Below are 26,408 nucleotides of genomic sequence, written 5' to 3'. Positions count from 1 at the left end.
AAGGCCGCCTCAGTTTCACGGAGATGTTCGACCTGCCCGTCGCAGTGGACCTGCGCACGGCGGCCCGAGCACTCGGAATCGGCTCGACGACCGCGTACCGGCTGATCCGCGAGCACGAGTTCCCCTGCCCCGTCCTCCGCGTCGGACGTAGGTACAGGATTCCGACCAACGAGCTGATGCGCGCCCTGGGGATCGAGGACCGCCCGCTGTACAGCATGGACCCGGAAGAGGACACGGACGATCCGAGCGTCGGCTTCTGACGGTAACCACCGTGCGGCTCCGTGGCATCGGCCACGGAGCCGCACGGCCCTGCCTCCTACGACAGCCGTTCGCCGCCGACGTACGCCGCACGGTTCTCCAGGGCTGTTCGGCAATCGGAGGGCGAAAGGATGCCCTCCTTCTTCGCCGAGCGGTTCGGCGGCCGACAGCCCGCGCACGTCAGCCAGTTCGTGAACCCGCCGGCGATCACCGACCCGAGCTACGGCGAGCACGCCCGTCAACCCCGAACCTGCCGGTGAGCCGTCGACGCATGCTTCGGCGCCCGCGTCATGATCACCGTGCCCGGCCGGGGCGCGGATCTGAACGGCCCGGCGGCCCAGCCCTACGCACCGCTCGCCACGACCGCCTTCGAGGGGATGACCCCGAAGGTCCTCGTCGTCGTGGGCACGAAGGACTGGCACCCACCCAATCTTCTCCGACCGACAGGACTGGGGAAGCGACGCCTACACGGCGTCTCCCGCACCGAAGACCAGGTTGGACAACTTCGACGACGCGGAGCACGGACTGGGCGGCATCCCGGCCTTCGACTCTGCCGAGGTCACCGACGGGAACCCCGACCTCGTCACCGCCGCACGAGCCCTCGTCCGGGCGCACCTGCGCGCCCGAGTTGTGCCCGCAGGAACCGGACTGGTACCGGGCCACCGCGGTCCGCGCATCACCTCCCACTGCTCCCGGTCCGCTTCGTGAAGCCGTCGGGCATGACGTCGTGCCCTGGCGCCTTCAGTTCCAGGAAGCCGGTGATGCGCCCCGATGTCTCCACCGCGTAGTCCAGACGCACCCGGATGAAGGCGAGGACTCAGCTTCCAGCGCGCCCCGAATGCTTCCACCAGCTTCGCCACCGGCAGGCTGATGGACGCCTCCGTGTCGCTGACCCGCAGACGCTCCCTGCACTCGGACCCAAAGTCCGCCACGAGAGCCGGTATCCATTCCTCCGGCACCTTGTCTCCCCTAAGAGGTCGTTTTCTCCCGATGTTTCATCCCGGAATTGGCGTTTGATCCCGTGGTGTCGGGTCGCGCCAGGAGATGGTGGCTTCGCCGGTGAGGCGGCGGGCAATCAGGTCGGTCATGGCGAGGTGGATCATGGCTTCGGAGCGGGCGGGCAAGGTCTCGTAGTCGCGGGCCAGACGGCGGTGGAACATCAGCCATCCGTACGTGCGCTCCACGGTCCAGCGCTTGGGCAGCGGAGTGAAGCCTCTGGTACCGGGGTTTCGGTTGAATGATTTCCATGTCGATGCCGAGCTGGGCGGCGTGCTCAACGAGGTGCTGGCGGTAGCCGCCGTCGACCCAGACCTTGCGGATGGTGGGATGGGCCGCGGCGACCTGGTCGACCAGGTGGGTGCCGGCGACGGAGTCCTGCACGCTCGCGGCCGTGACCAGCACCGCGAGCAGCAGGCCCAAGGTGTCGGTGACGATGCTCCGCTTGCGGCCCACGATCTTCTTCGCAGCGTCCGTGCCCTGCCCGGCGGCCGGCACACTGGTGGAGGTCTTCACGCTCTGGGCGTCGATCACACACGCGGACGGCTCCGCCTCCTTGCCCTCCCACTGCCGTAACAGCCGCCGTAAAACCCCGGTGAGCTGGGCGAACACACCATCCTTCTGCCACTTGGCGAAGTAGCCGTAGCAGGTCTGAAAGGGCGGAAAGTCGTGCGGCAGGTAGCGCCACTGCACCCCGGTGCGATCCACGTACAGGAGGGCGTTCATGATCTCGCGCAGGTCATGCTCCGGCGGGCGGCCGATGTTCAGCGCATACCGGCGCCGCTCGGCCCGCCAGGCACTGAGTACCGGCTCGATCAGCTCCCGGCGGGCATCGAACAGATCACTCGGATACGGACGACGTTCAGCCATGACCTGGACGTACCGTCGGCCAGGGGCGTGCGCCCAGGCGTGAACCGAGATCGGCGGGAGCACCACCACGCGACGGGCGGCTTGGGATGAGACGGGCGCAAGGCGCACCCCACCCCAGCCGTCACCCCGTCCGGCGCATGCGCCACAACCGCTCCACCACACCCACCGAGACGCCAACCCACGGCCGAAAAGATCAGAGCAAAGCACACATCAAAGATGAAAACGACCTCTAAGCATACGAATCCACCCGCTGAACGAACGGGTCAGTCCCCGGCGGACTGCCAGGAGCCAGCACCGCTCCCAGAACCTCATTCCGTCCCGTACCCACGACGTCGAACGTCAGGAAACGGGGAACCAGGCCGACAGGCGCTTGGCAATAGCCGGTACATCGACGTTGTCCTGCGCGACTTCCTCGACGAACGGGCCAGCCACGGAGACGGGTGGCGGAGCGGTACTGGCGCTGACGCCGTTGAACCGCAGGAAGACACGCATGGCAAGCCAGGCGGTGCGCTTGTTGCCGTCGATCAGCGCGTGATTGCGAGCGACGGAGTGCAACAGTGCCGCCGCCTTCTCGTGCAGCGTGGGATACAGCTCGGCCCCGAACACGTTCGTCCGGGGCCGTTCGATCGCTGACACCAAAAGCCCCATGTCACGCACGCTGTGCTCGGTATCGTTGACCGTGCGAGCGATGGCCACGATCTCGTCGATATGGATGTAGCGCACTTGGGTCACTTCAGGTAGTCCAGGATCTCCGCATCACTGTCCATCAGCTCGGCCAGGACGTCATCGACCTTCAGCTCGGCCCGGTGCTGGGCGTCACGGATGGCCTCGATGGCAAGTTCCTGCTTACTGCGACCCTCCCGACGAGCCCGCTCGGTGAGCTTCGCGTCAAGGTCTTCGGGGAGTCGGAGTGTCATCGCCATACCGGAATGATACCGGACTGGTATCTGAGTGACGAGACGATACCAGCCACTCAAGACCTCGGACCACGACGCCGTCCTTCGTGTCCGGTCGGGCCGCGGTCTCGGTTCCGAGGTGCGTGCAACGAGGGAGTCCTTGCCCCGCGCCGACGGCCCCGGTCTGCGGCCCAGGGCCGGACAGGTGAGAGGTTGAGGCTTCCGATATTCGAGCGTCATCCGAGCGTCAAAGATTCTGCATTGCGCATCGCCACGTCGCCGCGAGACCCACGCCGACCCTTGAACCTGCAGCTCAGAGCGTTCTGCACAAGCGAACCTCAGTCGACGCATTCCGCGAGCGAAAACAGGTCGAGCTAACCACCGAAATGCAAAACGGCAGGTCAAAGGCCCTTCTCGGCAGGCTCAAGGATCGCCACGCACTCCACATGATGCGTCATCGGAAACAGATCGAACGCCCGAAGCACCCGCACCCGATACCCCCCCTCCCGGAAGTACCCCAGGTCCCGGGCCAGCGCAGCGGGATCGCAGGCGACGTACGCGATGCGGCGGGCGTTCAGGGAGGTGAGGTGGGTGACCGTGGCGCGGCCGGCGCCGGCGCGTGGGGGGTCGAGGACGATGAGGTCGACCTCGGTGATGCCGGTGCGCGGCAGGACGGACTCGACCTTGCCCTGTTCGACGCGGACGCGCGGGAAGCCGGCCAGGTTGTGGCGCGCGTCCTCGACCGCCCGTTTGCCGGACTCGATGCCGAGAACCGCGCCCTGTTCGCCGAGGCGGTCGGCGAGGGCGCCGGCGAAGAGGCCGACGCCGCAGTAGAGGTCGAGGGCCATCTCGCCCTTGCGCGGGAGGAGGCCCTGCATGACCGCCTTCACCAGGGTGTCGGCCGCCTTCGGGTGGACCTGCCAGAAGCCGCCGTTGCCGACGCGGTAGGTGCGGTCGTCGGCGCGTTCGCGGACGAAGGGGCGGCCGTGCACACGGTGGACGCCGCCGTCCTTCTCGCCGACGCGCAGGACGGAGACGGGGCGGTCCAGCTCCACGATCGGCAGGCGGGCGCCCGGCCGCGGGGTCAGGATGACCTGGCGGTCCTGGGAGCCCGTGGCCGCGATCGCCTCGATGGACGCCATGCCGGTCCAGTCCCGGCGCTCGATGCCCAGCTCGCTGACGCCCGCCGCCGCGATCATGCAGTGGTCGATGCGCTCGACCTCGTGCGAGCGGTGCCGGCGCAGGCCCGCGCGTCCCTCGGCGTCGACGGCGTACTGCACGCGCGTGCGCCACTGCGGGACCTCGCCGGCCGGCAGCTTGTCGCCCTCGGCCGGCATCACCGTGCCGTCCCAGCCGGCCTCCTCGGGGGTGAGGCCCGCGAGCCGCTGGAGCTGCTCGGCGATCACCTCGCCCTTGAGGCGGCGCTGGGCGCCCGGCTTGGCGTGCTGCCAGTCGCAGCCGCCGCAGCGGCCGGGACCGGCGAAGGGGCAGGGAGCCTCGATACGGTCCTTGGACGCGTCGAGGATCTCCACGGCGTCCGCGCGCAGGAAGCGGGCGCCCTCCTCGCCCTCGGTCACCCGGGCCAGCACCCGCTCGCCGGGCAGCGCGTGCCGGACGAACAGCACCTGGCCCTCGGCGGTGCGGGCGACGCAGTGGCCGCCGTGGGCCACTGGGCCGACCTCGACCTCGTACTCCCGGCCCACCAGAGACTTCGTCGGTTCTGCCTGCATGGTGGGGTGACTCCAGATCGAAGAGAGGCCCGAGGGAGGGAAGAGCGGCGGGCCGGGACAACAGCCCACCAGTCTACGGCCTCCCTCGCGGCCCTCAGTCCTCGGCCGCCGTCGTGGGCTCCTTCGGCCGTTCCGCCGCGGGGCCGCGCCGGACGGCGCCCGGGGCGCTCCACTCCTGCCGCTTGCGGGCGCGCAGCTTGGCCGCCTCGGAGGACTGGAGCTGGTAGGGCACCGAGGTGACCATGATGCCCGGGGTGAACAGCAGGCGGCCCTTCAGGCGCAGGGCGCTCTGGTTGTGCAGCAGGTGCTCGTACCAGTGGCCGACCACGTACTCGGGGATGATCACGGAGACCGCGTCGCGCGGGGACTCCTTGCGCAGGCTCTTGACGTACTCGATCACCGGCCGGGTGATCTCGCGGTACGGCGAGTCCAGGACCTTCAGCGGTACGTCGATGCCGCGCCGCTCCCACTCCTCGCGCAGCGCCTTGGTCTCGGCCGGGTCGACGTTGACCGTGAGCGCCTCCAGGGTGTCCGAGCGCATGAGCCGGGCGTAGGCCAGGGCGCGCAGCGTCGGGCGGTGGATCTTGGAGATGAGGACCACCGAGTGCACCCGGGACGGGCGGACCATGTCGTCGGCGGGGCCCTCGGGGGCCGCGATCTCCTCGGCGACCCGGTCGTAGTGCTTCCGGATCGCGGTCATGGTGGCGTAGAAGATCACCATGCCCAGCAGGGCCACCCACGCGCCGTGGGTGAACTTGGTGACCAGGACGACGACCAGCACCAGGCCGGTGAAGAAGGCGCCGAACGCGTTGATCGCGCGCGAACGGATCATGTGGCTGCGCTTGGCGGGGTCCTTCTCGGCCGCGAGGTGCCGGTTCCAGTGCCGGACCATGCCGGTCTGGCTGAGCGTGAAGGACACGAACACGCCGACGATGTACAGCTGGATCAGGCGGGTGGAGTCGGCGCCGTAGATGACCACGAGCAGGGCCGCCGCGCCGGCCAGCAGCACGATGCCGTTGGAGAAGGCGAGGCGGTCGCCGCGGGTGTGCAGCTGGCGCGGCAGGTAGCGGTCCTGGGCGAGGATCGAGCCGAGCAGCGGGAAGCCGTTGTAGGCCGTGTTGGCGGCCAGGAACAGCACCAGCGCGGTGGCGGCGGCCAGCAGCACGAACAGGAAGCTGCCCTTGCCGAACACCGCCTCGGCGACCTGGGAGATCACCGGGTTCTGGACGTAGCCGGAGCCGACCGGGGTGCTGCCGTTGATCAGGTCGGTGGCCGGGTGCTCGGCCATGCGGACCTTCGTGGTCATGGCGAGGGCGATGATGCCGCAGAACATGGTGACGGCCAGCAGGCCCATCAGCGCGAGCGTGGTCGCCGCGTTCTTCGACTTGGGCTTGCGGAAGGCCGGGACGCCGTTGGAGATGGCCTCCACGCCGGTCAGCGCGGCACAGCCGGAGGAGAAGGCGCGCAGCAGCAGGAAGACGAGCGCGAAGCCCGCCAGGCCCTGGTGCTCGGCCTTGATGTGGAAGCCGGCGGTCGGGGCGCGCATGGTGTCGCCGAGGACCAGGCCCCGGAAGGCACCCCAGGCGATCATGATGAAGACGCCGCCGACGAACACGTACGTCGGGATGGCGAAGAGTTTGCCGGACTCCCGCACACCACGCAGGTTCATCAGGGTCAGCAGGACGATCACGGCGGACGCGCACAGCACCTTGTGCTCGACCACGAACGGGATCGCGGAGCCGAGGTTCTCGATGCCGGAGGCGATGGAGACGGCGACGGTCAGCACGTAGTCCACGAGCAGGGCGCTGGCGACCGTCAGGCCGGCCCGTGGGCCGAGGTTGGTGGTGGCGACCTCGTAGTCGCCGCCGCCGCTCGGGTACGCGTGCACGTTCTGCCGGTAGGAGGCGACCACGGTGAACATCAGCACGACCACCGCGACGGCGATCCAGGGGCTGAAGTGGTACGCCGACACGCCCGCGATGGACAGGACCAGCAGAACCTCCCCCGGCGCGTAGGCGACGGAGGACAGCGGGTCGGAGGCGAAGACGGGCAGCGCGATGCGCTTCGGCAGGAGCGTCTCGCCCAGCCGGTCGCTGCGCAGTGCGCGCCCGATCAGAATCCGTTTGGGCACGTCGGTCAGTTTGGACACGAGAGAGGATCGTAAGCCTTCGAACAGGCAGCCGCCCAGTCACCGTCCCGTATCTGCCCCACGAGTGAACTCGAACCACACAGGAACCACGGATTCCGTGGCCGGCGCGCGTTCCGTGTCTAGATGGCAAACGCCGCCTGTCGTCGCACCTCGGAGGTTCCATGCCCGCGACCGCGGAGCTGATCGGGGCGGCGCTCGCTCTGTTCTGCCTCGGAATCCTGACCTTCTTCAGCGTGCGCAGCATCACTCGGCGGTGGGCCCGTTCCCTGCTCACCGAGGGGGAACCGCGGCACCGGCCGGGCGAGTCGCGGCCCGGGGATCCCCGCTGAGCGGGGCGCCCCCCGGCACGGGGGTGCTCGGCTGTGACCGCCCGTGTGTAGCTTTGGGCGTCGGTCTGAGACCCTGAGGCTCAGCAGTAGCTTTTGGACACGGAAGGACGGTCGTGCACATCGTCATCATGGGCTGCGGAAGAGTGGGTTCCGCTCTTGCCCAGACCCTGGAGCAACAGGGACACACGGTCGCGGTGATCGACCAGGACCCCACCGCCTTCCGCCGGCTCGGTCCCGGTTTCGGGGGCCGCCGGGTCACCGGGGTCGGCTTCGACCAGGACACCCTGCGCGAGGCGGGCATCGAGGAGGCCGGCGCCTTCGCGGCCGTCTCCAGCGGTGACAACTCCAACATCATCTCCGCGCGCGTGGCCCGCGAGATGTTCGGTGTGGAGAACGTGGCCGCCCGGATCTACGACCCCCGCCGTGCCGAGGTCTACCAGCGCCTGGGCATCCCGACCGTGGCCACCGTCCGCTGGACGGCCGACCAGATGCTGCGCCGGCTGCTGCCCTCGGGCGCCGAGCCGCTGTGGCGCGATCCCACCGGTGGTGTCCAGCTCGCCGAGGTGCACGCCTCCGCCAAGTGGGTCGGGCACAAGATCAGCCGACTCCAGGAGGAGACGGGCGTCCGCGTGGCGTTCCTGACCCGGCTGGGCGAGGCCGTCCTGCCCAGCTCGCAGACGGTGTTGCAGGAGGGCGACCTCGTGCACGTGATGATGCGGACGGACGACGTCGAGAAGGTCGAGGCGACGTTCGCCGAGGGCCCGGAAGAGGAAGCGGGTCACTGATGAGGGTCGCCATTGCCGGAGCCGGTGCCGTCGGCCGCTCGATCGCGGGCGAGCTGCTGGAGAACGGCCACGAGATCCTGCTGATCGACAAGGCCCCGACCGCCATCTCGGTGGAGCGGGTGCCCCAGGCGGAGTGGCTGCTGGCCGACGCCTGTGAGATCACGTCCCTGGACGAGGCCGCGCTGCAACGCTGCAACGTCGTGATCGCCGCGACCGGCGACGACAAGGTCAACCTGGTCGTCTCGCTGCTCGCCAAGACGGAGTACGGCGTCCCGCGCGTCGTCGCCCGGGTGAACAACCCCAAGAACGAGTGGCTGTTCAACGAGGCCTGGGGGGTGGACGTGGCCGTCTCCACCCCGCGTCTGATGTCCGCCCTGGTCGAGGAGGCGGTGAGCGTCGGCGACCTGGTCCGGCTGCTGCGCTTCAGCCACGGCGACGCCAACCTGGTCGAGCTGACCCTGCCGGAGGAGTCGGCGCTGGCCGGCACCCAGGTCGGGGACGTCGAGTGGCCCCAGGACACCTCGCTGGTCACGATCATCCGGGGCACCCGGGTGCTGACCCCCTCCAAGGAGGATTCCCTGGAGCCGGGCGACGAGCTGCTCTTCGTCGCCGCGCAGGCCCGGGAGGAGCAACTGGAGGAGTTGCTGTCGGTCCGGCGCGACGAGGCCTGACCGGCCGGAGACACCTGAGACACACGGAGGGCGCCCTCGCTGCCGAGGGCGCCCTCCGTCGTCGTACAGGAGCCGTACGGGAGCCGTACGGGAGCCGTATGGGAGTCCGTGCGAGAGGTCCAGGTCCGCGCCGGAGCCCCGGGCAGAAGCCGTACGGGAGCGGTCAGGCCCCCCGCCGGTGCCGCCCGCCCGTGCCCTCGCCGCCCTCGGCGGCCAGCGCGGCCCTGCGTTCCTCCTCGGCCTCCTTCTCGGCCTTCTCCGCCTTCTCCTCCGCCTCCATCTCCGCGAACACGTCGATCGGCGCGGGCGCCTTCGCGAGGAAGACCCAGGTCAGCCAGACGGCCAGCAGGAACGGCGGGATCTTGAGGGCGACCAGGACCCAGCCGAGCTGGGCGGTGTTCGCCCACCAGTACAGCGGGAAGAGGATCGCGCACTTGGCGAGCAGGATCAGGCCCCAGGCCCAACTGGCCTTCGCGTACGCCTTCTTGCGGCCGGGGTTGCGGGTGCGCCAGGAGAGGTTCTCCTTGAAGACCGGGCCGAGGATGAGGCCGATCAGGGGCACGCCGGCGAGCGTGGTGGCGATGTAGGCGATGGCCAGGCCCAGCGTGTAGAGCATGCCGGGCAGGTAGAAGTCCTTGGCGTTGCCGGTGAACATCGCGAAGACCACGCCGAAGGCCACGCCGAAGACGCCGCTGAAGGCGTGCTTGACGGTGTCCTTCATGGCGAGGCGGACCACGACCAGGACCAGGGAGACGGCCAGCGCGGCGATCGCGGACAGGTGCAGGTCCTTGTTGACCGTGAAGATCGCGACGAACAGCAGGCCCGGCACGACCGTCTCGACCATGCCGCGGATGCCGCCGAACGCCTCGAACAGGGCGGCCTCGGTCACCGCGCGGGCATCGTCGGTCGCGCCGGGCGGACTCTGGTCGGTGTCCTTGGTCGGCTTGTCGAGGGACGTCACCGGCTACTCCCGTCCGAGGGGTCGCAGTTCGTATTTCGGGTTGAACAGCACCCGGCGGCCCCGGCTCATCGAGATCCGGCCCGATGCGATCAGCTTGCGCCCCGGTTCTATGCCCACGATGGAGCGCCTGCCGAGCCACACCACGTCCAGCGCCGCGGAGCCGTCGAACAGCTCGGCCTCCAGGGCGGGGACCCCGGCGCGCGGCCGCAGGGTGACCGTGCGCAAGGTACCAGTTACGGTGACGATCTGCCGGTCCCGGCAGTCGCCGATCCGGGTGCAGCCGGCGGTCTCGGTGTCCTCGCGCAGCTCCTCCGACTCCAGGTCCTCCTGGGACGAGGAGAGCCGGTCGAGCATGCGCCGGAACCGGCCGGCCGGCTTTTCGGAGCGAGGAACAGCACTCATGTCTAGAGCCTACCGGTGACCACCGACAGCGCCGTAGCCAAGCTCACTTCTCGAACCGGTAGCCCATCCCCGGCTCCGTGATGAAGTGCTCGGGGTGCGAGGGGTCCTTCTCCAGCTTGCGGCGGAGCTGGGCCATGTAGACCCGCAGATAGTTGGTCTCGGTGCCGTACGACGGCCCCCACACCTCCCGGAGCAGCTGCTTCTGGCTGACCAGGCGGCCGGTGTTGCGGACCAGCACCTCCAGCAGGTGCCACTCGGTGGGGGTGAGCCGGACGTCCTTGCCGGCCCGGTTGACCTTCTTGGCGGCGAGGTCGACGGTGAAGCCCTCGGTCTCGACGGTCGTCAGGTCGTCCTCCCCCGGTCCCACCGGCTCGGCCCGGCGGACGGCGGCGCGCAGCCTGGCCAGCAGTTCGTCCATGCCGAAGGGCTTGGTGACGTAGTCGTCGGCGCCCGCGTCCAGCGCCTGGACCTTCTCGTCGGAGGAGTGCCGGGCGGACAGGACCAGGATCGGCACCCGGGTCCAGCCGCGCAGGCCCCGGATCACGTCCACGCCGTCCAGGTCGGGCAGGCCGAGGTCCAGGACCACCACGTCGGGGTGGCGGGAGGCGGCGAGTTCGAGGGCGGTCTTGCCGTCGGGGGCCGCGTCGACCTCGTACTTGCGCGCCTTCAGGTTGATCACGAGGGCGCGCACGATCTGCGGCTCGTCGTCGACCACGAGCACCCGGGTCATAGGGCCTGCCTTTCCGGTTCCGCGATGTCCCCGCCCGCCTCGGCGGGCTCGGGAGGTGATCCTGCCGCGCGCAGGCTCAGCACCATGGTGAGCCCCCCGCCCGGCGTGTCCTCGGCGTTGAGGGTGCCGCCCATGGCCTCGGCGAAACCCCGGGCGACCGCGAGGCCGAGCCCGACCCCGGCGCCGCGCGGCGCGTCGCCGTAGCGCTGGAAGGGCTCGAAGATGCGTTCCTTGGCCGCGTCGGGCACGCCCGGCCCGCGGTCCACCACCCGTACCTCGACCCGGTCGGCGATGGCGCTGGCGGCGACCAGGACGCGGCGGCCCGGCGGGCTGTACTTGACGGCGTTCTCCACCAGGTTGGCGACGGAGCGCTCCAGCAGCCCGGGGTCCACGGCGACCATCGGCAGGGTCTCGGGCACGTCCAGTCCGACGCTGTCCTCGGGTACGCCGCCCAGGGCCATGGGCACGACCTCGTCGACGTCGATCTCGCGGATGAGCGGGGTGACGGTGCCGGTCTGGAGGCGGGACATGTCGAGCAGGTTGCCCACCAGGTGGTCGAGCCGGTCGGCGCCCTCCTCGATGCCCTCCAGCAGCTCCGCCTGGTCCTCCTCGGACCAGGCGACGTCGGCGGAGCGCAGCGAGGAGACGGCGGCCTTGATGCCGGCGAGCGGGGTGCGCAGGTCGTGGCTGACGGCGGCCAGCAGGGCGGTGCGGATGCGGTTGCCCTCGGCGAGCGCGCGGGCCCGCCCGGCCTCTTCGCGCAGCCGCCGGCGGTCCAGGACGACGGCGGCCTGCGCGGCGAAGGCGGCGAGCACCCGGCGGTCCTCGGCGGGCAGCACGCGGCCGGTGAGCGCGAGGGCCATGTGGTCGCCGACGGGCATGTCCACGTCGGCGTCCTCGGGGCGCTCCAGTGGGCGTCCGAACCCGGCGCGTCCGGCGCAGGTCCAGGGTTCGACGTCGCTCGCGCGTTCCAGCAGGGCGGCGGACTCCATGGCGAAGGTCTCGCGGACCCGTTCCAGCAGTTCCTCCAGGCCGGTCTCGCCGCGCAGCACGTTCCCGGCGAGGAAGGAGAGGATCTCGGACTCGGCGCGCAGCCGGGCGGCCTGGTGGGTGCGCCGGGCGGCGAGGTCCACGACCGAGGCGACCGACATGCCGACGCCGAAGAAGATGGCGATGGCGACGATGTTCTTGGGGTCGGCGACGGTCAGCCGGTGCAGGGGCGGTGTGTAGAAGTAGTTCAGCAGCAGCGAGCCGAAGGCGGCCGAGGCCAGGGCGGGCAGCAGGCCGCCGAGCAGGGCCGCCGCGACGGTGACGGCCAGGAACAGCAGCATGTCGTTGGCGAGGCCGAGGTCGATGGCGTTCAGCAGCAGCGCGAGGACCGCCGGACCGGCCAGGCCCACCGCCCAGCCCCACAGGATCCGGGCCCGGCCGAGCCGTCCGCCGCGGGCCACGGGCAGTCCCCTGCCCCTGGCGGCCTCCTCGTGGGTGACGATGTGGACGTCGAGGTCGGGGCCCGACTCGCGGGCCACGGTGGCGCCGACGCCGGGTCCGAAGACGTACTGCCAGGCCTTGCGGCGGGAGGAGCCGAGCACGATCTGGGTGGCGTTGACCCCGCGCGCGAAGTCCAGCAGGGCGGCCGGTATGTCGTCGCCGACCACGTGGTGGAAGGTGCCGCCGAGGTCCTCGACGAGGGTCCGCTGGACGGCCAACTCCTTCGGGGAGGCCGAGGTCAGGCCGTCGCTGCGGGCTATGTAGACGGCGAGCACCTCGCCACCGGCGCCCTTCTCGGCGAGCCGGGCGGCCCGGCGTATCAGGGTGCGGCCCTCGGGGCCGCCGGTCAGCCCGACGACGATCCGCTCGCGGGAGCCCCAGATGCGGGAGACGCGGTGCTCGCTGCGGTACCGGTTCAGGTACGCGTCGACCCGGTCGGCCACCCACAGCAGCGCCAGCTCGCGCAGGGCGGTGAGGTTGCCGGGGCGGAAGTAGTTGGACAGGGCCGCGTCGACCTTGTCGGGCTGGTAGATGTTGCCGTGCGCCATCCGGCGGCGCAGCGCCTCCGGGGACATGTCGACCAGCTCTATCTGGTCGGCCCGCCGTACCACCTCGTCCGGCACCGTCTCGCGCTGCCGCACCCCGGTGATGGACTCCACGACGTCGCCGAGTGACTCCAGGTGCTGGATGTTGACGGTCGAGACGACGTCGACGCCGGCGGCGAGCAGTTCCTCCACGTCCTGCCAGCGCTTGGCGTTGCGGGAGCCGGGCACATTGGTGTGGGCGAGTTCGTCCACGAGGGCGACGGCGGGGGCGCGGCGCAGTACGGCGTCCACGTCCATCTCGCCGAAGACGGCGCCCCGGTAGTCGATGTCCTTGCGCGGCACCTGTTCGAGGCCGTGCAGCATCACCTCGGTGCGCGGGCGGCCGTGGTGCTCCACGAAGGCGACGACGCAGTCCGTGCCCCGCTCGCTGCGGCGGTGTGCCTCGGAGAGCATCGCGTAGGTCTTGCCGACGCCCGGTGCCGCACCGAGGTAGATCCGAAGCTTGCCGCGTGCCATGGCCCCATTGTCTTCCCGTGACTCCTGCCTGCGCAGCGTCGACCCTACGGGCAGCGATCACGGCGAAAGGGACACGGGGGCGCCTCGCGGGCAACTTTGACGCATCCCTGATGACCCGGTCCGCCGCCGCTCAGTCGGGGTTGTCGCCGTGGGTGAGGGTCTCCCAGGCCACGAAGAGGTTGTCGCCGCCGGCCGGGCGCTGCTGGAGGGTCAGCGCCTCGGTGTCGGTCATGGCGGTGCCGAGCCGGTAGTGCAGGGCGTTGTAGCCGACCTCGGTGACGGGGCCGAGGCCGAGGGTGAGGGAGCCGCCGCACAGCCGGCCCGGCACGGTCTCGCCGCGCTGGTACCTCGCCTGGAAGCCGAGCGCCTGCCGCAGGCGTTCGCCGACGTCGGTGCCGTACAGGTCCTGGCCCTGGATCCGGACAGCCCAGTTCCCGTTGGAGTGGGAGCCCTTGATCACCACCGGCGGGTAGACGTTCCGGAGCATGGTGGCGAAGCGGTTCTGGTTCGCCCAGCCGCCGGTGTACGTGTACGTGATGATCTCGGCTGCCTTGGGCCAGGAGGAGCCCGCCCAGCCGGTCTGGAGGGGCGCGTTGCTGTTGGTGTGGCCGGTGATGGTGGCCGACCAGGCGTCCATGAGCTGGATGGCCTTCTGGGCGTAGCGCGCGTCCTTGGTGACGTACCAGGCGACGGCGTCGGTGTAGGCGGCGATCGCGTCCTCGCGCTCGCCGGTGCAGCCGTGGTTGGGGTCGGAGTAGGAGCCGCACTCCACGGTGGCCCGGGGCTTGGGCGTGCGGTTCAGGTCGGCGTACTCGCTCGCCGTCATCCGGTCCCAGGCGCTCTTCCAGGGCTGGGCGCCGGCCAGCACCTTGTCCCGGGCGAAGTCCAGCCGGCTCCGGGAGACGGTGACGCCGGGGTGGACGAAGGAGGCGGGGGCGGAGTGGGCCGCCGGAGACGGTAGGTACGGACCATGGACACGTCTAGAGGTCACGCATGCGAAAGGGCCGCACCCCGAGGGGTGCGGCCCTTTCGTCGGCTGTGCGGTGTCAGCGGACCTCGGTGATCTCCGGACCGCGCTGGAGCTGACCCATGCCGCCGGAGAAGCGCGAGGACTCCTCCTGCTGGACGCCTTCCGGCACCATCTGGGCGTCGTTGGGCAGCTTCAGGACGATCGGGTCGCGGGGCGCCATCGGGCCCTCGCCGCGGACCACGACCGTGTCACGGAAGATCTGCTCCAGCAGGCCGGCGGCCTGCGGCTGCACGGCACCCTGGCCGGAGATCACGCCGCGCAGGAACCAGCGCGGGCCGTCCACACCGACGAACCGCACGACCTGGAAGCCGCCGGTGCCGTCGGGCAGCTGCACCGGGACCTGGGCGCGCAGCTCCCAGCCCAGGGGGCCCTCGACCTCGTCGATGATGCCGCCCTGCTGGGTGATGCCGGCCGCGATCTCCTCGCGGACCTCGCCCCAGATGCCCTCGCGCTTGGGCGCGGCGAAACCCTGGAGCTGGATGGCGCTGTCCCGCAGGACGACGGTCGCGGCGACGATCGCGTCACCGGCCACCTCGACCCGCAGCTCCATGCCGTCGACACCCGGGATGAACAGCCCGCCGAGGTCCACGCGGCCCTCGCCCGGGTCGCGCACCTCGCTGTCGTCCCAGGGGCCGTCGGGCCGGGGCCCGGGCTCCAGCCGGACGCGCTCGCGCTCGGCCACTTCCTCGTCCGTCTCGGGCGCCTCGGTGTCGACGCTGTCGACGACCTGCTCGGCCTCGCCGGCCGCGTCCTCGGCGGCACCCTTCTTGTTGCGACGTCCGAACACGTCACTGTCCTTCCCGGTCGGATACGACCGAAGCGTATCGATTCCCACCCGCCGGACCGCCGTCGGCGATCCGGCCGCTTGCGCCGCTCTCGTCGCCCACCGCGGCATGGCCACCGGTGGACCCGAAGCCCCCTTCGGCCCGCGCCGAGTCGGGAAGCTCCGCCACCTCCCGGAAGCGGACCCGCTCGACCTGCTGGACGACCAGTTGGGCAATCCGGTCGAAGCGCTCGAACCGCACGGACTCGCGCGGGTCGAGGTTCACCACGATCACCTTGATCTCCCCACGGTACCCGGCGTCAACCGTCCCGGGGGCATTCACGAGGGCCACACCGCAGCGGGCGGCGAGACCGGAACGCGGGTGCACGAAGGCCGCGTACCCCTCCGGGAGCGCGATGGACACTCCGGTGGGCAGCACGGCGCGCTCGCCCGGCGCCAGTTCGCACACCTCGGTGGTGCGCAGATCGGCGCCGGCGTCCCCGGGGTGCTCGTACGCCGGAAGCGGTACGTCCGGGTCGACGCGCCGGAGCAGGACGGGCAGGGGGTCACGGGTCACGGGGTCGTGGTTCACGGGGTCATGGTTCACGGGTTCACCTCGAAGGCGCGGGCGCGCCGGACCTGGTCCGGGTCGTTCATGGCGGCCCGGATCTCCTCCTGGCGGCCGTGGTCGACGAAGTGGTCGACCTTGACCTCGATGAACAGGGCGTCGGCGCGGACGGCGACCGGGCCCTCGGGGCCGCCGAGGCGCCCGGTGGCCGTGGAGTAGATCTTGCGGCCGGCCACCGCGGTGACCTCGGCCGCCAGATGCAGCGTGGTCCCGACCGGCACGGGCCGCGCGAAGTCGGTCTCCAGCCGGCCGGTGACGGCGATAGTGCGCAGCAGCCAGTTCAGCGAGCCCAGCGTCTCGTCCAGGGCGCTGGCCAGCACTCCGCCGTGGGCGAGGCCGGGGGCGCCTTGGTGGGCGGGCCGCACGGTGAACTCGGCGGTCAGCGAGACGCCCTCGCCGGCCCGGGCCTCCAGGTGCAGTCCGTGGGGCTGGCCGGGGCCACAACCGAAACAGTGTTCGTAGTGGGCACCGAGGAGTTCCCCGGGTGCGGGCGCGTCGGGGTGCCGTACCGGTTTCACGGCGTCGGCCGGGGGCTGAAGAGCTGCGGAACTACCACTCACAGGCGCAGACCTTACCCGGCCGCCCCGGCTCCGGTCGGCGCGCGTTCCCGTGCCAAGCTTGGCTCCATGCAGCTCTCCGCCGCCCCGTACGAAGAACGCCTCACCGCCCCCCGCTCGTGGTGGCTGATCAGTTTCCTCGTGGGCGTCTCGTTCGCCCTGATCCTGCTGCCCTTCGGGACGCTGCCGCTGCTGGGCGGTCTCGTCGGCGGCACGGCCGTCGCCGCGGTCATGGCCAGCGCCTACGGCTCACCGCGCATCCGGATCGTGGGGGACGCGCTGATCGCGGGCGAGGCGAAGATCCCGGTGTCCGCGCTGGGGGCGTCGGAGGTGCTGGACCCGGAGGAGGCGCGCGCCTGGCGCACGTACAAGGCCGACACCCGCGCCTTCATGCTGCTGCGCGCCTACATCCCGCGGGCGCTGCGGGTGGAGGTCACCGACCCGGCGGACCCGACGCCCTACCTGTACCTGTCGACGCGCGAGCCGGAGCGGCTGGCCGCGGCCATCGAGGCGGCCGGGAAGGCGAACACCCAGGACGCGTAGGCGGCCCCGGGCATTGAGGGTTTCCTACTGGTCTCCGGGCAGCTCGCGCATGCGGAGCGGCTTCTCGGGCTCGTCCAGGGGCGGCAGCTCGGGCAGTTCGTCCCAGGGCACCTGGGTCTTGCGCAGGTCGGCCCGGATGCGGGCGGCGAGTCTTCTGGTGTCCCGGCGGTTCATGACCGCTCCGACCGCCGCCCCGACCATGAACGGCATCAGGTTGGGCAGGTCGCGGACCATGCGCTTCATGATCTGCTGGCGCAGCTCGCGTTTCATCCGGCCGCCGAGGGCCGTGTCGTACGTCGACGGCTTCATCACGTCGATGCCGCGCTCCCCCGACCAGGAGGACAGGTACGCGGTGCTGCGGGTGCGGAGGTTCCCGGGCGGACGGGCGCCGTAGACCTCGTGCAGTTCGGCGATGAGCTTCAGCTCGATCGCGGCGACCCCGGTGATCTCGGCGGCCAGCTCGGTCGGCATGGCGGGCGGCACCGGCAGCATCGCCGCCGCACCGATCCCGGCCCCGATCGTCGAGGTCCCGGCCGCCGCGCCCGCCACCAGTTTGTCGGCGAGTTCCTCGGGTCCGAGCCCGGGGAACTGCCTGCGCAGGGTCGCGAGGTCGCGTACGGGGACACGCGGGGCGATCTCGATGACGCGGTCCGCGAGGTACGCCAGGCCCGCGCGAGCGCGGCTGTGGCCCTTACGGGCCCCTTCCCGGGCCATCTCCCGGGTTCGGTCACGCATCACCGCGGCCCGTCGCCGTGCGACGGGCGCGGGATGCGGCGCCGGCTCCGGAAGGTCAGTCCGGTCCGGCGCCGGTTCGAGCGAGGCTCCCGCTGTGGATGAGCCCCGCTCGTCGTCACGTGCGCCGTGCGAGCCGTCGGACGGCCCGTGGTCCGCTTTCCGCAAGGAGAAGCGGCGCTTCCGCGGAGGAGTCGAGCCAGACATGGCCGACCCGTCCTCAGTCGCAGTCGCGGCAGATCGGCTGACCGTTCTTCTCGCGGGCCAGCTGGCTGCGGTGGTGCACCAGGAAGCAGCTCATGCAGGTGAACTCGTCCTGCTGCTTGGGCAGCACACGGACTGCCAGTTCCTCGTTGGACAGGTCGGCGCCGGGCAGTTCCAGGCCCTCTGCGGCCTCGAACTCGTCGACGTCCACCGCCGAGGTGGACTTGTCGTTCCGGCGAGCCTTCAGTTCTTCGAGGCTGTCCGAGTCGACGTCGTCGTCGGTCTTGCGTGGAGTGTCGTAATCGGTTGCCATATTCGCTCTCCCCCTCTGGGTGTCTGCGGTGTCTCCAGCGCACGTAACGCGTGAGAGGCCGGACTTGTGCCCGACCTGAGGCGGAGATTTTGCCTCACATCAAGGTCTGTTACTCAATCGACACCCAAACCGACCTCCCGAGGTTGATCGGCTTGGATGGCGGTGAGGACCGTACACGGTCCGAATGCCGCACCTCAAAGGCGCCTCACCGTGTACTTCCCGTGATCAGGAGGGTCGAAAACCCGGACTTTCCCGGCTTTCCACCACACTTCATGATCACGGAGAGTGCATGGCCGGAAATCCGTCCATGTGATCGATCACACAGACAGAACCCCGTCCAGGTGTCGGAAAATTCCGCGTCAAGCGAACATTCTCCGCGTGTGTCCCTCCCGGTCACAGCGGGAGGGTGACACGCATCACCAGCCCGCCGCCCTCGCGCGGCTGCGCCACGATGTGCCCGCCGTGCGCACGGGCCACCGACCGCACGATGGAAAGGCCGAGGCCGACACCCTTGTCACTGCCCGTGCGCTCCGTCCGGAGCCGTCTGAAGGGCTCGAAGAGGTTGTCGATCTCGTACGCCGGCACCACCGGACCGGTGTTGGTGACGGTGAGCACCGCCTGCCCGTGCTCGGCCTCGGTGGCCACCTCCACCCAGCCCTGCTCGGCCACGTTGTACCGCACCGCGTTCTGCACGAGGTTCAGCGCGATCCGCTCCAGCAGCACGCCGTTGCCCTGGACCACCACGGGCTTGCGCTCGCCGCCGGCGATCCGCACGCCCTTGGCCTCCGCCTCGGCGTGCACCTGGTCGATCGCCTGGGTGGCGACCTCGGCCAGGTCGACCGGTTTGCGCTCGACGATCTGGTTGTCACTGCGGGCGAGCAGCAGCAACCCCTCGACCAGCTGTTCACTGCGCTCGTTGGTCGCCAGCAGCGTCTTGCCGAGCTGCTGCAGCTCGACCGGCGCGTTCGGGTCGGACAGGTGCACCTCCAGCAGCGTGCGGTTGATCGCCAGCGGCGTGCGCAGCTCGTGCGAGGCGTTGCCGACGAAGCGCTGCTGGGCGGTGAAGGCCCGCTGGAGGCGCTCCAGCATCTCGTCGAAGGTGTCGGCCAGTTCCTTCAGCTCGTCGTCCGGGCCGTCCAGCTCGATCCGGCGGGACAGGTCGGACCCGGCCACCGCGCGGGCGGTACGGGTGATCCGGCCGAGCGGGGACAGCACCCGGCCGGCCATCGCGTAACCGAACGCGAAGGCGATCACGGCGAGGCCCAGCAGGGCCAGCAGCGAGCGGCTGAGCAGGTTGTCCAGGGCTCCCTGGCGCTGCTGGTCCACACAGTGGGCGATCGCGTCGTTGAAGTCCGACAGCGGGAGGCTGGTGGTGTTGATCGCGGGGCAGCTCGGGCTGGAGACCTGGAGCTTCTCGAAGTTGACGATCTTGAACAGCGGCTGGTTGCCGGTGTTGATCGCCTGCGCGGCCAGCAGGTAGATGATCGACAGCAGCAGGATGCCGGCGATCAGGAACATGCCGCCGTAGAGCAGGGTGAGGCGTATGCGGATGGTGGGGCGCAGCCACGGGTAGGGGGCCTGCGGTTTCCTGGGGTCCCAGGTCGGCTTCGGTGGCGCCTGGGGCGGCGCGGGTGTCGCTGCCACGGCGGATCAGATCCGGTAGCCCGAGCCGGGGACCGTGACGATCACGGGCGGCTCGCCGAGCTTGCGGCGCAGCGTCATGACCGTCACCCGCACGACGTTGGTGAAGGGGTCGGTGTTCTCGTCCCATGCCTTCTCCAGGAGCTGCTCGGCGGAGACCACCGTGCCCTCGCTGCGCATCAGCACCTCCAGCACCGCGAACTCCTTGGGCGCGAGCTGCACCTCCTTGCCGTCGCGGAAGACCTCGCGGCGGTTCGGGTCGAGCTTGATGCCGGCCCGCTCCAGGACGGGCGGCAGGGGCACGCTCGTGCGGCGGCCGAGGGCGCGCACGCGCGCGATCAGCTCGCTGAAGGCGAAGGGCTTGGGCAGATAGTCGTCGGCGCCGATCTCCAGGCCCTCGACGCGGTCGCTGACGTCGCCGGAGGCGGTGAGCATGAGCACGCGCGTGGGCATGCCCAGCTCGACGATCCGGCGGCAGACGTCGTCGCCGTGCACGAGCGGCAGGTCCCGGTCGAGGACGACCACGTCGTAGTCGTTGACACCGATGCGTTCCAGGGCGGCCGCGCCGTCGTACACGACGTCGACGGCCATGCCCTCCCGGCGCAGTCCGGTGGCCACCGCATCGGCGAGCAGCTGCTCGTCCTCGACGACGAGTACGCGCACGTCGCTTGTCCTTCCTGTGTCCACCCGCGTAGCGCGCCGGGGGCGCGGGCGGGCGGGGGTGTTCGTGGAGTGTGGGCTCCATCCTGCCCTTTTCGGCCGTAAGTCGGCTGTAAGACGGGTTCCGCTCGCGCCGGTCCGCGCTCCGGGGCGGGAATGCGGGATTTTCTCCGCCAGTTGAGGTTTCCCGGGAAGGGAGCGGGGGGAGGACGGCTTTACACCCCGCGATCACGCTCTGCATGTGCCGCAGCACCATGCGGTACTCCGCGGTCCGCTTCCGCAGAGCGGGCGCGGGTGTCCGGCACCGTCGCCGCCCGGCAGGGCTGCGCTGGGCACCCGTAAGAGACGTGATCGCCCCTTCTCAACACCGGCACACCCCCGTGCCACCGACCCACGACCCTGGACGAGGGGGCGCAGCATGGACGCTTTCACCGCAGGACTTCTGCAGCGCATACAGACGACCGAGTCCGACCTGACCCGGGCTCGCGACGAGGGCGACGACTTCCTCGTCGAGGTGGAGCAGGCCGAGCTCGACGACCTGCGACGCCTCGCCGCCGAACACGGTGTGGAGGTCGGCGCGTCGCGCGTCTGACCGGCTTGAAAGCGCAAGAGGGGACCCCGGCGAATCCAGCGCCGGGGTCCCTTTGCGTGCGGGGCGGGCCCGGGGCTCAGTCGTGCCAGGCCCCGAAGTCCTCCAGCAGCCGCTGGAGGGGCTCGAAGACTCCCGGTGTGCCCGCCACCGTCAGGCCGCCCGACGGGCGCTCTCCGGGGCGTCCACCGGTCAGCGCGCCCGCCTCCCGGGCGATGAGGTCCCCCGCCGCGTAGTCCCACGCGTGCAGGCCCCGCTCGAAGTACCCGTCGAGCCGGCCGCAGGCCACGTCGCACAGGTCGACCGCCGCCGACCCGCCGCGCCGGATGTCCCGGAGCAGCGGGATCAGCCGCGCGGCCACCTCGGCCTGGTGGGTGCGGACCTCGGTGACGTAGTTGAAGCCGGTGGAGACCAGGGCCTGGTCCAGCGGCGGCGCGGTACGGCAGCGCAGCGCCCGCTCGCCCTCCCAGGCGCCCGTGGCCCACGCCCCGCCGCCGCGCACGGCGTGGTACGTCTCGCCGCGCATCGGCGCCGCCACGACGCCCACCACGGTCTCGCCGTCCCGCTCGGCGGCCACGGACACCGCCCAGGTGGGCAGTCCGTACAGGTAGTTGACGGTGCCGTCCAGCGGGTCGATCACCCAGCGGATGCCGCTGGTGCCGGTGACGGAGGCGCCCTCCTCGCCGAGGAAGCCGTCGTCCGGCCGGCGCGCGGAGATCAGGTCGGTGACCAGCTTCTCCGCCGCGACGTCCATCTCGGTGACGATGTCGATCGGGCTGGACTTGGTCCGGGCCACGGCCAGGTCGGCCGGGCGGCCGTCCCGCAGCAGCTCGCCGGCCCGGCCGGCGGCCTCCCGGGCCAGTGCCAGCAGGTCCTGGTGCAGGGGGTCGGTCACGGTGCTCCTCACGCGTGGGGGCCCTCGGCGCCCGCGGCGGCGGGGCGCGGGGTCCGGGCCGGGCAGCAGCCGGCCGGGCAGACGTCGTGGCTCGCGCCGAGGGCGCCGAGGGCGCAGGGCGCGGCCACCTGGCCGCGCTCGGTGGCGGCGCGCTCCAGGACCAGGTCGCGGACGGCGGCGGCGAAGCGCGGGTCGGCGCCCACGGTGGCCGAGCGGCGCACCGGCAGGCCCAGTTCGGCGGCCTTGGCGGTGGCCTCGGTGTCGAGGTCGTAGAGGACCTCCATGTGGTCGGAGACGAAGCCGATCGGGGCCATCACGACGGCCGGGACCCCGGCGGCGTGCCGCTCCTCCAGGTGGTCGCAGATGTCGGGTTCGAGCCAGGGGATGTGCGGGGCGCCCGAGCGGGACTGGTAGACGAGCTGCCAGGGGTGGTCCGTGCCGGTGCGCTCGCGGACGGCGTCGGCGATCAGCCGGGCCACGTCCAGGTGCTGCGCGACGTAGGCGCCGCCGTCGCCGTGGGCCTCGACGGGACCGGAGGTGTCGGCGGCCGAGATCGGGATCGAGTGGGTGGTGAAGGCGAGGTGGGCGCCCTCGCGGACGTCCTCCGGGAGGTCGGCCAGCGAGCGCAGCACGCCCTCGGTCATGGGCTCGACGAAGCCGGGATGGTTGAAGTAGTGCCGCAGCTTGTCGACCCTCGGCGGCTCCAGGCCCTCGGCCCGCAGGGCGGCCAGCGCGTCGGCCAGGTTCTCGCGGTACTGCCGGCAGCCCGAGTAGGAGGCGTAGGCGCTGGTGGCCAGCACCAGGACGCGGCGGCGGCCGTCGGCGGTGATCTCGCGCAGGGTGTCCGTCAGGTACGGCGCCCAGTTGCGGTTGCCCCAGTAGACCGGCAGGTCGAGGCCGTGCTCGGCGAAGTCCTCGCGCAGGGCGTCCAGCAGGGCGCGGTTCTGGCCGTTGATGGGGCTGACCCCGCCGAAGAGGAAGTAGTGCTGACCGACTTCCTTCAGGCGTTCCTTCGGGATGCCGCGCCCGCGCGTGACGTTCTCCAGGAAGGGGACCACGTCGTCCGGGCCTTCGGGGCCGCCGAAGGAGAGCAGGAGCAGGGCGTCGTACGGGGTGGCATCGAGCGCGTCTGGCATGTCTTGATCCTCCCACTCGGCGCCGACAGCCGGACAACGGCGGGGTGAAGCTCGCGTTCCGGGTGGTTCGTCCAGGTCCGTCCCGGTGGCGAATCCGATGTACTGCGGGTTCCCTGACTTGTAATCTGTGTCCACCGCATTCGCGCCTTACCGAGCCGCCCGGAGACCCTGTGCCCAGCCCCTACCGCGCCCTGTTCGCCGAACCCGGCACCAAGGCCTTCTCCGCCGCGGGGTTCCTGGGCCGGATGCCGCTGTCGATGATGGGCATCGGCGTCGTCACGATGATCTCCCAGCTCACCGGGCGCTACGGCCTGGCGGGCGCCCTGTCGGCCACCATCGCGCTGTCCGCCGCGGTGCTCGGGCCCCAGGTGTCCCGGCTGGTGGACCGGCACGGACAGCGCCGGGTGCTGCGCCCGGCGACCCTGGTGGCGCTGGCCGCCGGGGCCGGTCTGCTGCTGACCGCGCACTTCGCGTGGCCGGACTGGGTGCTGTTCGTGTGCTCGGCCGGGATCGGCGCGGTGCCGAGCCTGGGCGCGATGATCCGGGCCCGCTGGGCGGCGCTGTACCGGGGCACGCCACAGCTGCACACCGCGTACTCGTTCGAGTCGGTGGTCGACGAGGTCTGCTTCATCTTCGGCCCGATCATCTCCATCGGGCTGTCCACGGCCTGGTTTCCCGAGGCCGGTCCCCTGCTGGCGGCCTGCTTCCTGGCGGCCGGTGTCTTCTGGCTCACCGCGCAGGGCGCCACCGAGCCCGAACCGCACCCGCGCGGGCAGCACGGCGGCGGCAGCGCCCTGCGCTCCCCCGGACTGCGCGTGCTGGTGGCCACCTTCGTGGCGACGGGCGCCATCTTCGGGGCGGTGGACGTGGTCACCGTGGCCTTCGCCGACGAGCGCGGCCACAAGAGCGCGGCGAGCCTGGTCCTCGCGCTGTACGCGGCCGGCTCCTGCGCGGCCGGGGCGGTCTTCGGTCTGCTGCGGTTCACCGGGGCGCCGGAACGCCGCTGGCTGCTGGGCGTGACGGCGATGGCCGTGAGTATGATCCCCCTCCTACTGGTCGGAAACCTGCCGCTTCTGGCCGTGGCGCTGTTCGTTGCGGGGCTGGCCATCGCACCGACGATGATCACCACGATGTCCCTCATCGAGGAGCACGTACCTCGCGCGCGCCTCACCGAGGGCATGACCTGGGTGAGCACCGGCCTCGCGGTCGGTGTGGCGCTCGGCTCGTCCGCGGCCGGCTGGGTGATCGACGCCGCCGGCGCACGGGCCGGGTACGGGGTTCCGGCCGTGTCCGGAGCCGTCGCGGTCGTGGTCGGTTTCCTCGGGTACCGCCGGCTGCGCAAGCCGGCCGCGGGGCGGGGAGGCACCGTTGAGCAGCACAGCGAGCGGGAAGAACGGCACCTGGCGTAACTGGGGCGGAAACGTCTCCGCACGGCCCGCCCGGCAGGTCGAGCCGGCCTCGGTGGAGGAGCTGGCGGCGGTGGTGCGCCGGGCCCGGGAGGACGGGCTGAGGGTGAAGGCGGTCGGTACCGGCCACTCCTTCACGTCGATCGCCGCGACCGACGGCGTGTTGATCCGCCCTCAGCTGCTGACGGGCATCCGGGACATCGACCGGGACGCCATGACCGTCACGGTGGCGGCCGGCACCCCGCTCAAGAGGCTCAACACCGCCCTCGCGCGCGAGGGGCTGTCGCTCACCAACATGGGCGACATCATGGAGCAGACCGTCTCCGGGGCCACCAGCACCGGCACGCACGGCACGGGCCGCGAGTCGGCCTCCATCGCCGCCCAGATCAAGGGGCTCGAACTCGTCACGGCGGACGGCTCGGTGCTCACCTGCTCCGAGAAGGAGAACCCGGAGGTCTTCGCCGCCGCCCGGACAGGCCTGGGCGCCCTCGGCGTCGTCACCGCAATCACCTTCGCCGTGGAGCCCCTCTTCCTGCTCACCGCCCGCGAGGAACCGATGCCCCTGGACCGGGTCCTCGCCGAGTTCGATCAACTGTGGGCCGAGAACGAGCACTTCGAGTTCTACTGGTTCCCGCACACCGGCAGCACCAACACGAAGCGCAACAACCGCAGTGCGGGACCCGAGCGGCCCGTGGGGCGGGTGGCCGGCTGGATCGAGGACGAGTTCCTCTCCAACGGCGTCTTCCAGGTGGCCCAGTGGGCCGGCCGCGCGGCGCCCGCCGCCGTCCCCGGGATCGCGAAGGTCTCCAGCCGGGCCCTGTCCGCGCGGACGTACACGGACATCCCCTACAAGGTCTACACCTCGCCGCGCCGGGTGCGCTTCGTGGAGATGGAGTACGCCGTCCCGCGCGCGGCCGTGGTGGAGACGCTGCGCGAACTGAAGGCGATGGTCGACTCCTCGGGCCTGCGCGTCAGCTTCCCGGTGGAGGTGCGCACCGCCCCGGCCGACGACATCACCCTGTCCACCGCGTCCGGCCGGGACAGCGCGTACATCGCCGTGCACATGTTCCGCGGCACTCCGTACCAGGCCTACTTCACCGCCGCCGAACGCGTTCTCACCGCGCACGAGGGCCGGCCGCACTGGGGCAAGCTGCACACGCGGGACGCCGAGTACCTCTCCCGGGTGTATCCGCGCTTCGCCGAGTTCACGGCGTTGCGGGACCGTCTTGATCCGGAGCGGCTGTTTCAGAACCCCTACTTGCGGAGGGTGCTGGGGGAGTAGGCGTCCCGGCGGATCCGCTCGGCGTGGGGGCGGGGGACGGAGTCGTGGCACCGTCGCCCGCGCCCGGGTCCGGCGAACCGCTCGGCGTGGGCGAGGCCGTACGGCTGTCACCCCCGCCGCCGGAGCCGGTCGGGCCGGTCTCACCCTCGGAGCCGGCACTGCCGCCGGAGGGGGAGGAGCCGGACGGCTCGGACGCCGGCGAGGAGGGGGTCGTACCGCCCGGCTTCGAGGAGGACGAACCGCGGCCGGTGACGGCGTCGCCGACCGTGGTGCCCCCGCCGCCGCTGAAGCTGTTGCCGGACACCAGCTCGTAGGTGGTGACACCGGCCATGGTGACGGCGAACACCAGCGCGGCGCCGATCAGTGGGCGCCGCCAGCTGCGCACCCGCGCGCGGTACACGGTCCCCGCCGAGAACTCGCCCGGCGCGGGACCCACTTGCTCCCGGGGCCGGGCGGTCACCGTCGCCTTCTCCCGGAGCTGCTCGCCGGTGTGTTTGAAGAAGTGCTGGAACACCGTGCCGCCACAGGTGGCGACGACGCTGACCACGCCGGCGCCGACGATCGTGCCGTACACCCCGAAGTAGGAGGCCAGTTTGGCCGCCACGACCGCCGCCAGCGCACTGCCCGCGACCTGGGGGACGCTCAGGTCGATCCGCTTGCGACCCGTGTCGGGCGTCTCACGCATACCCGGAACTTGCCT

At 71.2% G+C, this 26,408-nt stretch carries 29 protein-coding genes and 1 pseudogene; 10 read left to right on the top strand and 20 right to left on the bottom strand.

Going from position 1 to position 26,408, the window contains the following annotated elements:
• Nucleotides 1-23: 23 nt before the first annotated feature.
• The 3 genes from NX794_RS25865 (at nt 24) to NX794_RS25855 (ending at nt 966) form a co-directional block, all read left to right on the top strand.
• Entirely contained in the window at nt 24-260 is a 237-nt protein-coding gene (locus tag NX794_RS25865) for a helix-turn-helix domain-containing protein (RefSeq protein ID WP_258781428.1), read from the top strand.
• A 129-nt stretch (nt 261-389) separates the two neighbouring features.
• Nucleotides 390-518 (top strand): hypothetical protein, encoded by a 129-nt coding sequence (locus NX794_RS25860; protein ID WP_258781374.1) that lies wholly within the window; start codon nt 390-392, stop codon nt 516-518.
• A gap of 235 nt (nt 519-753) precedes the next feature.
• Nucleotides 754-966, top strand: coding sequence for a hypothetical protein (locus NX794_RS25855; RefSeq protein ID WP_258781373.1), 213 nt, complete (start codon nt 754-756; stop codon nt 964-966).
• 287 nt (nt 967-1,253) lie between these two features.
• Here NX794_RS25855 and NX794_RS25850 read toward each other — a convergent pair.
• The 5 genes and pseudogenes from NX794_RS25850 to NX794_RS25830 all read right to left on the bottom strand — a co-directional run bounded on the left by NX794_RS25850 (nt 1,254) and on the right by NX794_RS25830 (nt 6,899).
• Nucleotides 1,254-2,124: pseudogene (locus NX794_RS25850) on the bottom strand (IS5 family transposase).
• A gap of 339 nt (nt 2,125-2,463) precedes the next feature.
• The gene (locus NX794_RS25845; protein ID WP_258781372.1) at nt 2,464-2,856 is read right to left on the bottom strand and encodes a type II toxin-antitoxin system death-on-curing family toxin; all 393 of its coding nucleotides are present in this window, start codon (nt 2,854-2,856) and stop codon (nt 2,464-2,466) included.
• Nucleotides 2,853-3,047, bottom strand: coding sequence for a ribbon-helix-helix protein, CopG family (locus NX794_RS25840; protein WP_030566796.1), 195 nt, complete (start codon nt 3,045-3,047; stop codon nt 2,853-2,855). Before NX794_RS25840 ends, NX794_RS25845 begins: the two co-directional genes overlap by 4 nt.
• A 374-nt stretch (nt 3,048-3,421) precedes the next feature.
• Entirely contained in the window at nt 3,422-4,750 is a 1,329-nt protein-coding gene (locus NX794_RS25835; RefSeq protein WP_258781371.1) for a class I SAM-dependent RNA methyltransferase, read from the bottom strand.
• A 94-nt stretch (nt 4,751-4,844) separates the two neighbouring features.
• Nucleotides 4,845-6,899, bottom strand: a complete 2,055-nt coding sequence (locus tag NX794_RS25830; RefSeq protein ID WP_258781370.1) for an APC family permease — start codon at nt 6,897-6,899, stop codon at nt 4,845-4,847.
• Between the two features lie 161 nt (nt 6,900-7,060).
• On the opposite strand from NX794_RS25830, the gene NX794_RS25825 reads away from it, so the two are divergent.
• From NX794_RS25825 to NX794_RS25815, 3 genes are all read left to right on the top strand, one after another.
• Nucleotides 7,061-7,228, top strand: coding sequence for a hypothetical protein (locus NX794_RS25825; RefSeq protein ID WP_258781429.1), 168 nt, complete (start codon nt 7,061-7,063; stop codon nt 7,226-7,228).
• Nucleotides 7,229-7,341: 113 nt separating this feature from the next.
• Entirely contained in the window at nt 7,342-8,013 is a 672-nt protein-coding gene (locus NX794_RS25820) for a potassium channel family protein (protein ID WP_258781369.1), read from the top strand.
• Nucleotides 8,013-8,684 (top strand): potassium channel family protein, encoded by a 672-nt coding sequence (locus tag NX794_RS25815; RefSeq protein ID WP_258781368.1) that lies wholly within the window; start codon nt 8,013-8,015, stop codon nt 8,682-8,684. Before NX794_RS25820 ends, NX794_RS25815 begins: the two co-directional genes overlap by 1 nt.
• Nucleotides 8,685-8,847: 163 nt before the next feature.
• On the opposite strand, the gene NX794_RS25810 is transcribed toward NX794_RS25815, so the two are convergent.
• The 8 genes from NX794_RS25810 to NX794_RS25775 form a co-directional block, all read right to left on the bottom strand.
• Nucleotides 8,848-9,645 (bottom strand): DUF3159 domain-containing protein, encoded by a 798-nt coding sequence (locus NX794_RS25810; RefSeq protein ID WP_258781367.1) that lies wholly within the window; start codon nt 9,643-9,645, stop codon nt 8,848-8,850.
• A 3-nt stretch (nt 9,646-9,648) separates the two neighbouring features.
• Entirely contained in the window at nt 9,649-10,047 is a 399-nt protein-coding gene (locus tag NX794_RS25805) for an OB-fold nucleic acid binding domain-containing protein (protein ID WP_258781365.1), read from the bottom strand.
• 43 nt (nt 10,048-10,090) lie between these two features.
• Nucleotides 10,091-10,777 carry a response regulator gene (locus tag NX794_RS25800; RefSeq protein ID WP_258781363.1) on the bottom strand — a complete coding sequence of 229 codons (687 nt, stop codon included), beginning with the start codon at nt 10,775-10,777 and terminating at the stop codon, nt 10,091-10,093.
• The gene (locus tag NX794_RS25795) at nt 10,774-13,329 is read right to left on the bottom strand and encodes a sensor histidine kinase (RefSeq protein WP_258781362.1); all 2,556 of its coding nucleotides are present in this window, start codon (nt 13,327-13,329) and stop codon (nt 10,774-10,776) included. The genes NX794_RS25800 and NX794_RS25795 overlap by 4 nt, the downstream gene beginning before the upstream one ends.
• A gap of 130 nt (nt 13,330-13,459) precedes the next feature.
• Nucleotides 13,460-14,320, bottom strand: a complete 861-nt coding sequence (locus tag NX794_RS25790; protein WP_258781361.1) for an alginate lyase family protein — start codon at nt 14,318-14,320, stop codon at nt 13,460-13,462.
• Between the two features lie 55 nt (nt 14,321-14,375).
• Complete coding sequence (locus NX794_RS25785) at nt 14,376-15,146, bottom strand: DUF3710 domain-containing protein (protein WP_258781360.1); 771 nt, start codon at nt 15,144-15,146, stop codon at nt 14,376-14,378.
• A gap of 1 nt (nt 15,147) precedes the next feature.
• The gene (gene dut / locus NX794_RS25780; RefSeq protein ID WP_258781427.1) at nt 15,148-15,699 is read right to left on the bottom strand and encodes a dUTP diphosphatase; all 552 of its coding nucleotides are present in this window, start codon (nt 15,697-15,699) and stop codon (nt 15,148-15,150) included.
• A 26-nt stretch (nt 15,700-15,725) separates the two neighbouring features.
• Entirely contained in the window at nt 15,726-16,310 is a 585-nt protein-coding gene (locus NX794_RS25775) for a PaaI family thioesterase (RefSeq protein ID WP_258781359.1), read from the bottom strand.
• Between the two features lie 66 nt (nt 16,311-16,376).
• Between NX794_RS25775 and NX794_RS25770 the strand changes: the two genes are divergently transcribed.
• The gene (locus tag NX794_RS25770; protein WP_258781358.1) at nt 16,377-16,850 is read left to right on the top strand and encodes a DUF3093 domain-containing protein; all 474 of its coding nucleotides are present in this window, start codon (nt 16,377-16,379) and stop codon (nt 16,848-16,850) included.
• A 24-nt stretch (nt 16,851-16,874) separates the two neighbouring features.
• Here NX794_RS25770 and NX794_RS25765 read toward each other — a convergent pair whose 3' ends face one another.
• The 4 genes from NX794_RS25765 to NX794_RS25750 all read right to left on the bottom strand — a co-directional run bounded on the left by NX794_RS25765 (nt 16,875) and on the right by NX794_RS25750 (nt 20,403).
• Nucleotides 16,875-17,789, bottom strand: a complete 915-nt coding sequence (locus tag NX794_RS25765; protein ID WP_258781357.1) for a hypothetical protein — start codon at nt 17,787-17,789, stop codon at nt 16,875-16,877.
• Nucleotides 17,790-17,802: 13 nt separating this feature from the next.
• Nucleotides 17,803-18,099, bottom strand: a complete 297-nt coding sequence (locus NX794_RS25760) for a DUF4193 domain-containing protein (RefSeq protein WP_005481602.1) — start codon at nt 18,097-18,099, stop codon at nt 17,803-17,805.
• A gap of 393 nt (nt 18,100-18,492) precedes the next feature.
• Entirely contained in the window at nt 18,493-19,743 is a 1,251-nt protein-coding gene (locus NX794_RS25755) for a sensor histidine kinase (RefSeq protein WP_258781356.1), read from the bottom strand.
• A gap of 6 nt (nt 19,744-19,749) precedes the next feature.
• A complete protein-coding gene (locus NX794_RS25750; protein WP_258781354.1) occupies nt 19,750-20,403 on the bottom strand; it encodes a response regulator transcription factor in 654 nt (217 codons plus the stop codon).
• Nucleotides 20,404-20,818: 415 nt separating this feature from the next.
• Between NX794_RS25750 and NX794_RS25745 the strand changes: the two genes are divergently transcribed.
• Nucleotides 20,819-20,992: a hypothetical protein gene (locus tag NX794_RS25745; protein WP_258781353.1), complete on the top strand. Its 174-nt coding sequence runs from the start codon at nt 20,819-20,821 to the stop codon at nt 20,990-20,992.
• Between the two features lie 76 nt (nt 20,993-21,068).
• Here the strand turns inward: NX794_RS25745 and NX794_RS25740 are convergent, their stop codons facing one another.
• Nucleotides 21,069-21,884 (bottom strand): inositol monophosphatase family protein, encoded by an 816-nt coding sequence (locus NX794_RS25740; protein WP_258781352.1) that lies wholly within the window; start codon nt 21,882-21,884, stop codon nt 21,069-21,071.
• 8 nt (nt 21,885-21,892) lie between these two features.
• Nucleotides 21,893-23,020 (bottom strand): ferrochelatase, encoded by a 1,128-nt coding sequence (locus tag NX794_RS25735; RefSeq protein ID WP_258781351.1) that lies wholly within the window; start codon nt 23,018-23,020, stop codon nt 21,893-21,895.
• A gap of 170 nt (nt 23,021-23,190) precedes the next feature.
• Between NX794_RS25735 and NX794_RS25730 the strand changes: the two genes are divergently transcribed.
• Both NX794_RS25730 and NX794_RS25725 read left to right on the top strand, forming a co-directional pair.
• Entirely contained in the window at nt 23,191-24,429 is a 1,239-nt protein-coding gene (locus NX794_RS25730) for an MFS transporter (protein ID WP_258781350.1), read from the top strand.
• On the top strand, nt 24,389-25,708 hold the full coding sequence (locus NX794_RS25725; protein ID WP_258781349.1) for a D-arabinono-1,4-lactone oxidase: 1,320 nt from the start codon (nt 24,389-24,391) through the stop codon (nt 25,706-25,708). Before NX794_RS25730 ends, NX794_RS25725 begins: the two co-directional genes overlap by 41 nt.
• Here NX794_RS25725 and NX794_RS25720 read toward each other — a convergent pair.
• The gene (locus NX794_RS25720) at nt 25,632-26,393 is read right to left on the bottom strand and encodes a hypothetical protein (protein WP_258781348.1); all 762 of its coding nucleotides are present in this window, start codon (nt 26,391-26,393) and stop codon (nt 25,632-25,634) included. The two genes, NX794_RS25725 and NX794_RS25720, sit on opposite strands and share 77 nt — an antisense overlap.
• Between the last annotated feature and the right edge of the window lie 15 nt (nt 26,394-26,408).

Origin of the sequence: Streptomyces pyxinicus (genome assembly GCF_024753135.1) — a bacterium.
GTDB lineage: Bacteria > Actinomycetota > Actinomycetes > Streptomycetales > Streptomycetaceae > Streptomyces > Streptomyces pyxinicus.
Note: the sequence above shows the minus strand (reverse complement) of the source record. Positions and strands in the feature narration are given on the sequence as shown.